Here is a 6,228-nt window from a genome sequence, read left to right on the forward strand (position 1 = left end):
AGAACATGAACGAGTCGAACGAATGGCAGCAGCAGCCGCCCCAATCACCGCCTAATCCGGAACGGGGCCCGAATACGGAGCCTCCTTGGGGCGCATCCGGCTCCGTCCCCCTTCCTCCGGGATACCGGCATGATTACGAGATGCCTCAACGGTCGAAACGGAGCAAACTGCTCGCCGGCTTATTCGCGTTCTTTATTCCGGGCACCGGACATATGTATCTGGGACTCATGGCAAAGGGCGTCGTGATCATGCTGTTCCTGGCGCTGAACATCTGCGGCGTCGTATTCGTGGCGAACGAGAACTCGAATAACGTCTTGACGATCGTCCTGCTCAGTCTGCTCCTGCCGATCATCTACTTCTACAATATCTTCGATGCGGTACAGAGCGCGGAAGCGGTCAACGAACGGATAGCGGCAGGGCCCGCATACCCGTACGGCCCCGGCTGGAACGGCCGCGCCAACGGGCGCGATGCCGATCCCCGCGCGGTGCCGGCGCTCAGCATCGTCCTGCTGGCTGCGGGCGGCGCGATCCTGCTCGGAATGGCGAATATCCGCTGGCTGTTCCATTCGGCAGGGTCGATGATTGGGGCGCTGATCCTGATCGGCGCCGGCGCCGTGCTCTGGCTCTGGGAGCGTCGCGGTCACCCCGGCGGCAAGGAATGACGGAAGCTCGGGCATCGCGTCCGGCTTCGGATCGCCATTCATTCGGGCGGACAGAGGCGCCATCTTCCATTGACAATTCTGAAAACGAACACGTACAATGGTGCTAACTTGAAGGAAAGGCTGTGAAGAGCATGGACTCCAGGGTTCACCATGCCGTGGACCAGCTCAAATCCGGAGGAGTCCGGATGACGCCGCAACGGTACGCCATTCTCGCATACCTGATGGAATCGCCTTCGCACCCGACCGCGGACGATATATTCAAGTCGCTGTCCCCGCATTATCCCAGCCTGAGCGTCGCGACGGTCTACAACAATCTGAAGTTGTTCGTGGATGCGGGCCTCGTTCGGGAGTTGACCTACGGAGACGACTCCAGCCGGTTCGACGCGGATTTGTCGGACCATTACCATGCGATCTGCACGGGCTGCGGTACGATGGTCGACTTCGACCATCCGCCGGTGAGGGACGTCGAAGAGGCCGCCGCACGGCGAACGGGCTTCGTCGTACACGGCCATCGCATGGAGATTTACGGACTTTGCCCGGTATGCGCGGCAATGAAGTCTTAACGAACGAATGAAGATCGACGCGCGGCTGGGCGATACCCGGGCGCGCGTTTTCATTTTTCTTCAGTTGGGACGGGCTATGACGCCTCTTCATTTCTGAGGGATCTGCGAGAGCAACGTCTCGCCTACTTCTATGGCGGCGATGCCGATTTACTTGTCATACAGAATGTATAAGTTTCACGCTTATCTATATCTGTATGACCTCCGATAAAAACGTGTTGCCCTCTTCCGAAAGACGACGGAAAGCCGTTTTTACTTGGGCGGACGCAACCTTGCGTCCGTTTGAATCGTCCAATCGTGTGGACCGATCGACGGGAGCGTGAGATATTGGAGACAACTTTGCACAGCGGACGCCGTCGGCGGCGCAAACGGATAGGACCCTTTTTCGGGCTACTGCTGATCTTTCTGTTATCGGCATCCGCAGTCGTCGCCTGGTGGTGGTCCACGCAGCCGAACAAGAACCACGAGACGCCAGAATATATGGCCAACCCGCACCCGATCATGCTCAAGGGGGAGTGGAGCAAAGCCTATGCATTAGGAGAAGGAGAAGGTCTCTGGGTGCCGCTGCCGCTCGTCCAGTCGATGCTGGGCGACGGCGTCCGGTACGAGGCCGGCACGGAATCGATCATCCTGACGACAGACAAGAGCGTGCTGCACTTCAAGACGGGTACGCTGGACGCGACGCTCAACCGCAAGCCGTTCGCGCTGCGGTTCGGGGCGAAGAAGGCGAAGGACGGCACGTTGTACCTGCCGTTCGCGCCGCTCAAGCAATTGTTCGGCGTCTCCGTCGAGACGGGCGGGACGTCGGGCATCGTTACCCTTCATACGCCGGGACAAGCCATTCAGCGGGCGGTCGTGCCGAAGGACAAGGACGGGAAGGGAGGCGCGAAGCTGCGCAGCGGACCCAAGCGTTCTTTTCCGATCGTGGAGGATCTGCCTGCGGGCGCCGCCCTCTCCGTCTGGGGAGAGCTTGAAGGATGGTACCAAGTGCAATCTGCGGAGGGACAGATCGGCTACATGCGCAAGAAGGATGTCGTGCTGGAGAGCATCGACAAGACGCCTTCGACCGCGGAGGAGAACGAAGAGCCGTTCGTCCCATGGAAGCTTACGGGCAAGCGCATCAACCTGACTTGGGAGGCGGTCTATACCGCGCATCCCGATACCAGCAAGATCGGCGAATTGACCGGCGTGAACGTCGTCAGTCCGACTTGGTTCGAACTGCTGAACGGCGCGGGCGATATTCGCAGCAAAGCGGACGCCGGATACGGCGCATGGGCGCACAAACGGGGCTGGCAGGTGTGGGGATTGTTCGGCAACTCCTTCGAGCCGGAGCGCACGCATGCCGCGCTTGCGACCTACGAGACAAGAAGCCATATGATCCAGCAATTGCTCGCCTACGCCAAGACATTCCGTCTGCAGGGGATCAACCTGGACTTCGAGAATGTCTACACCAAGGACAAGGACAATCTGGTTCAATTCGTCCGGGAGTTGACGCCGCTCCTGCACGAGAGCGGGCTTGTCGTCTCGATGGACGTATCGCCCAAGTCGAACAGCGAGATGTGGTCCGCATACCTCGATCGCGGGCGGCTGGCGGGCGCGCTGGACTACTTGATCCTCATGGCTTATGACGAACATTGGGCATCGAGTCCGCAATCGGGATCTGTCGCTTCGCTCGGCTGGACGGAGAATGCGATCGCCAAGATCCTGCAAGAAGACGGAGTTCCGCCCGGCAAGCTGATCTTGGGCATGCCGTTCTATGCGCGACAGTGGACGGAGAAGCCTGACGGCAACGGCGGCGTGAAGGTGTCGTCGAAGGCGCTCGGCATGAATACGATCAGGCAGCTGGTGAAGGACAAGAAACTGAAGCCGACGCTGTCCGCCGAGACGGGGCAGAACTACGTCGAGTTCCAGCAAGACGGCACGACGCAGAAAATATGGTTGGAAGATGCGGTCTCGATACAGGCGCGCGCGGAGCTCGTGAAGAAGTATAAACTGGCCGGCGCGGCGTCCTGGACCCGCAGCTTCGGATCGGAAGATATCTGGCAGGTGCTCGACAAAGCGCTTCAAAGCTATCCGTGAGCGCCGCTAAGCGCATTGAACGTAGGCCAGCGATCGTCTTGCCCCTAAGAACCAGCCATAAAAAAAGACTTCGCCGGATGTAGACGGCGAAGTCTTTTTGCATAACGGCAAGTCGGGAGCCGGGTCGTCACACCGGAGCCGCGGGACGTTCTTCGGTCTCGCCGCCCGCGGGAGGCGCGCCTGCCGTAGCCATCGCGGGATCCCACGTTAGGATGGTATGACAGTACATGCAGCGGTCCGTCTTGCCGAGCATCTTGGTCCGTTTGCCGCATTCGGGGCATTCGAGGACGGGGGCGCTCGTGGAGAGCATGCCTACCCAGAAGTAGATGAACATGCTGGCGCCGCAAGTCAGGATGCCGATGACCATAAAAATAGCGGCGATGATCTTGCCGACTTCCCCGAACAGCAGGATGCCGCTCGTTCCGAGTACCATGAGGCCCATGCCGCCAAGCACGAGCAGGAGTCCCCAGGTTCGCATGGTTGAGATTTTGCTGGCCCTCATCTTCATATCAAGTTGCTCCTGTCATCTTAATCGGCTGTTCGGCAGGAAACCGGAGCCGGACGTAGAAATACACATTAGCCTGCTATTCCAACTGGCAGATACCATTATAGCTCACAAATGGCAGGCAAGCCACTCAGAACCGGACAAGGTGGTGAACATCGTGAGACGATTGGATGAGAAAGGATTATTTTATACGGATCTCTTCGGACATGACGAGGCGCTTATCGGTCTAATGCTGATCAAGAATCTGTATGCTTATCAGACGCTGATCGACGGGATGGATCGGCTCGTTCTGGCGGTCTATGACCACCTGCCCGATGCGTCGGCCGAGGCCGAGCACTGGATGTGGGAGGATACGCGCATCCAAGTGCGGAGAGTGACGCCCGAGCGGCTGGACGCCGCGATCGTGCGGGGCGAGCAGCGGGGCATCATTCAATGGCTGGTGCAGGGCGAAGTGCTCTTCGACAAAGCGGGTTACCTGGAGCGAACGAAGCGGCGATTGGACGAGTGGCCGGCGGAGATGAAGGAGCAGAAGCTGCTCTGCGAGTACTCGCGTTATTTGCGAACCTATCTGCACGCCAAGCAAGACCTGAAGGACGGACAAGTCATGGATGCCTATACCAACATTCTCGCCTCTTTGAACTACTGGGCCCACATCGCCCTGATCGAGGACGGGATGCATCCCGAGCTGACCGTGTGGGAGCAGATGCGCCGGGTCAACCCCGGTATCTATAAATTGTACGAAGAGCTCACCGCCAGCCAAGAAACGTTGGAGCAGCGGGTCCATCTGGTCCTGCTAGCGGTGGAATTCTCCGTGCTGACGAAGATGAAGTCCTCATGCGCGCTCTTGACGCGCATCCTCGCCGACAGACAGCAGCCTTGGAGCGTCTCGGAGCTGCAGCGTCATTCGCAGCTGGCGGGATTGTCTCTCGACCTGTCGCTCATGCTGCAGAAGCTGGCTATGCGCGGGTATATACGCGAAGTCGCCAAGCCGGTCCGCCAACTAGGGGTCAATCGGCTCGAATTGCGATACGCCGCGCTGCTGGGCGAATAGGACGGCATTCCGTCGCGAACATCCGGAACCTTTCCGCGCAGAGGGGTTCTTTTTCTTTGCGATGCGTTGAACGATGGTCCGGAAGACGATATAATCAGCTTATAAATGATAACGATTCTCATTTCCGATGGGCGATTGGAGAGAGCGGGATGGATAAGAAGAAAGTCGATCGAATCGTATTCCACCATACGTCCGTCCGTGCGATGGGGGATCAAGCGCTGTTGACCGCGCCCGCGGGCCGAGGCGTCTGGGTGTCGTCTGCATCCGGCGAGTGGGAAGCCTGCATGACCGGACTGCCTGCCGACGTGCATGTGAATCGCCTCTGCAGCGAGGGAGGACGGATCTACGCTTGCACGGACAAAGGCTTGTATCATCTGGCCGGCGACCGTTGGACGGATCTGGACCTGCCATATGTGTGTTATGAATATAAGGAAAACGGCGGACGCGGATATGCGGCGACAGAGCGGGGGCTATGGTGCAGGACCCTCGAAGGATGGCGGAACGTAGCTTACGCGCGCAGCCCGGTGTACGATATGCTGCTCGCGCCGCAATTCATCTTCCTGGCGCTGCATGCCGGCATCTCGATGTACGACCGTCTTACCGGATCGTGGGCCAAGTTTCCGTCCTCATCGGCGGTTGTCCGTCTCGCGACCGACGGAGGCGCGCTGATGGGCATTACGGAACAAGGCGAGCTGCTGCTGGGCAACAAGCGGGGCGGCTTCGAACGCGTTCGTTTCCCCGGGTTCTTTCTATTCAATGCCGCGCGCCGGGACGGAACCCTCTATATGTGCGCGGACAGGGGGCTGTACCGCTTAAGCGCTATCCGGGGACAGCCGGCGCTCGTCTCGGTCAGCATGGGGTGCCCCGTAACGGACGTGGACAGCCGGGCTGGACAGCTGCATATGGCTACATTAAATGAGGGGATTCAGAGCATCCAGCTGTAGGCGAACATTTTCGACAAAAAAATGCGAAATAAGCGTTGACGAGCGCCCACCTTCTGTGTTAAATTAAATCTCGCCGCTCGAAAGGGTAACGCGAGAGGCAAGCAACCGACAAAAGAAAATGCGACAAGGAAGAAAAAAGTCCTTGCATTGAAGTGGGCGGTTGTGATATATTATGAAGGTCGCTGTTACGAAAGCGACGATGCAAAACGAGGCTGAAAAGCCGCGATTGCTCCTTGAAAACTGAACATCGAGCGTAAGAAACGTCGGGTTTCAACAGTCGTGCTTGCACGACGAAGAGGCCGGACGCTAACGGACCCTGTCGCCTTCGGGTGACGGACAACGATTTAAACAACGAATGAGCCATCGAGGTTCTTCAATTTTGTGTTTTTGACTCTCACCGTTCCGTTGGAACGACTGACGTCAAAAA

The 6,228-nt window shown here is 58.4% G+C and carries 6 protein-coding genes; 5 read left to right on the forward strand and 1 reads right to left on the reverse strand.

The window, feature by feature from the left end:
• The first annotated feature begins 5 nt into the window (after positions 1-5).
• The 3 genes from H7C19_RS18405 (at position 6) to H7C19_RS18415 (ending at position 3,301) form a co-directional block, all read left to right on the forward strand.
• Complete coding sequence (locus H7C19_RS18405; protein ID WP_185144186.1) at positions 6-662, forward strand: hypothetical protein; 657 nt, start codon at positions 6-8, stop codon at positions 660-662.
• Positions 663-793: 131 nt separating this feature from the next.
• Positions 794-1,225, forward strand: a complete 432-nt coding sequence (locus tag H7C19_RS18410) for a Fur family transcriptional regulator (protein WP_185144207.1) — start codon at positions 794-796, stop codon at positions 1,223-1,225.
• 324 nt (positions 1,226-1,549) lie between these two features.
• Positions 1,550-3,301, forward strand: a complete 1,752-nt coding sequence (locus H7C19_RS18415; RefSeq protein WP_185144188.1) for a glycosyl hydrolase family 18 protein — start codon at positions 1,550-1,552, stop codon at positions 3,299-3,301.
• Positions 3,302-3,428: 127 nt separating this feature from the next.
• Here H7C19_RS18415 and H7C19_RS18420 read toward each other — a convergent pair whose 3' ends face one another.
• A complete protein-coding gene (locus H7C19_RS18420; RefSeq protein ID WP_185144190.1) occupies positions 3,429-3,809 on the reverse strand; it encodes a DUF2614 family zinc ribbon-containing protein in 381 nt (126 codons plus the stop codon).
• A gap of 154 nt (positions 3,810-3,963) precedes the next feature.
• Here H7C19_RS18420 and H7C19_RS18425 point away from each other — a divergent pair, with 154 nt between their 5' ends.
• Both H7C19_RS18425 and H7C19_RS18430 read left to right on the forward strand, forming a co-directional pair.
• The gene (locus H7C19_RS18425) at positions 3,964-4,857 is read left to right on the forward strand and encodes a nucleotidyltransferase-like protein (RefSeq protein WP_313731786.1); all 894 of its coding nucleotides are present in this window, start codon (positions 3,964-3,966) and stop codon (positions 4,855-4,857) included.
• Positions 4,858-5,006: 149 nt separating this feature from the next.
• Positions 5,007-5,801, forward strand: a complete 795-nt coding sequence (locus H7C19_RS18430) for a hypothetical protein (RefSeq protein WP_185144193.1) — start codon at positions 5,007-5,009, stop codon at positions 5,799-5,801.
• Positions 5,802-6,228: the final 427 nt, after the last annotated feature.

This window comes from Cohnella nanjingensis, assembly GCF_014212125.1.
Classification (GTDB): Bacteria; Bacillota; Bacilli; order Paenibacillales; family Paenibacillaceae; genus Cohnella; species Cohnella nanjingensis.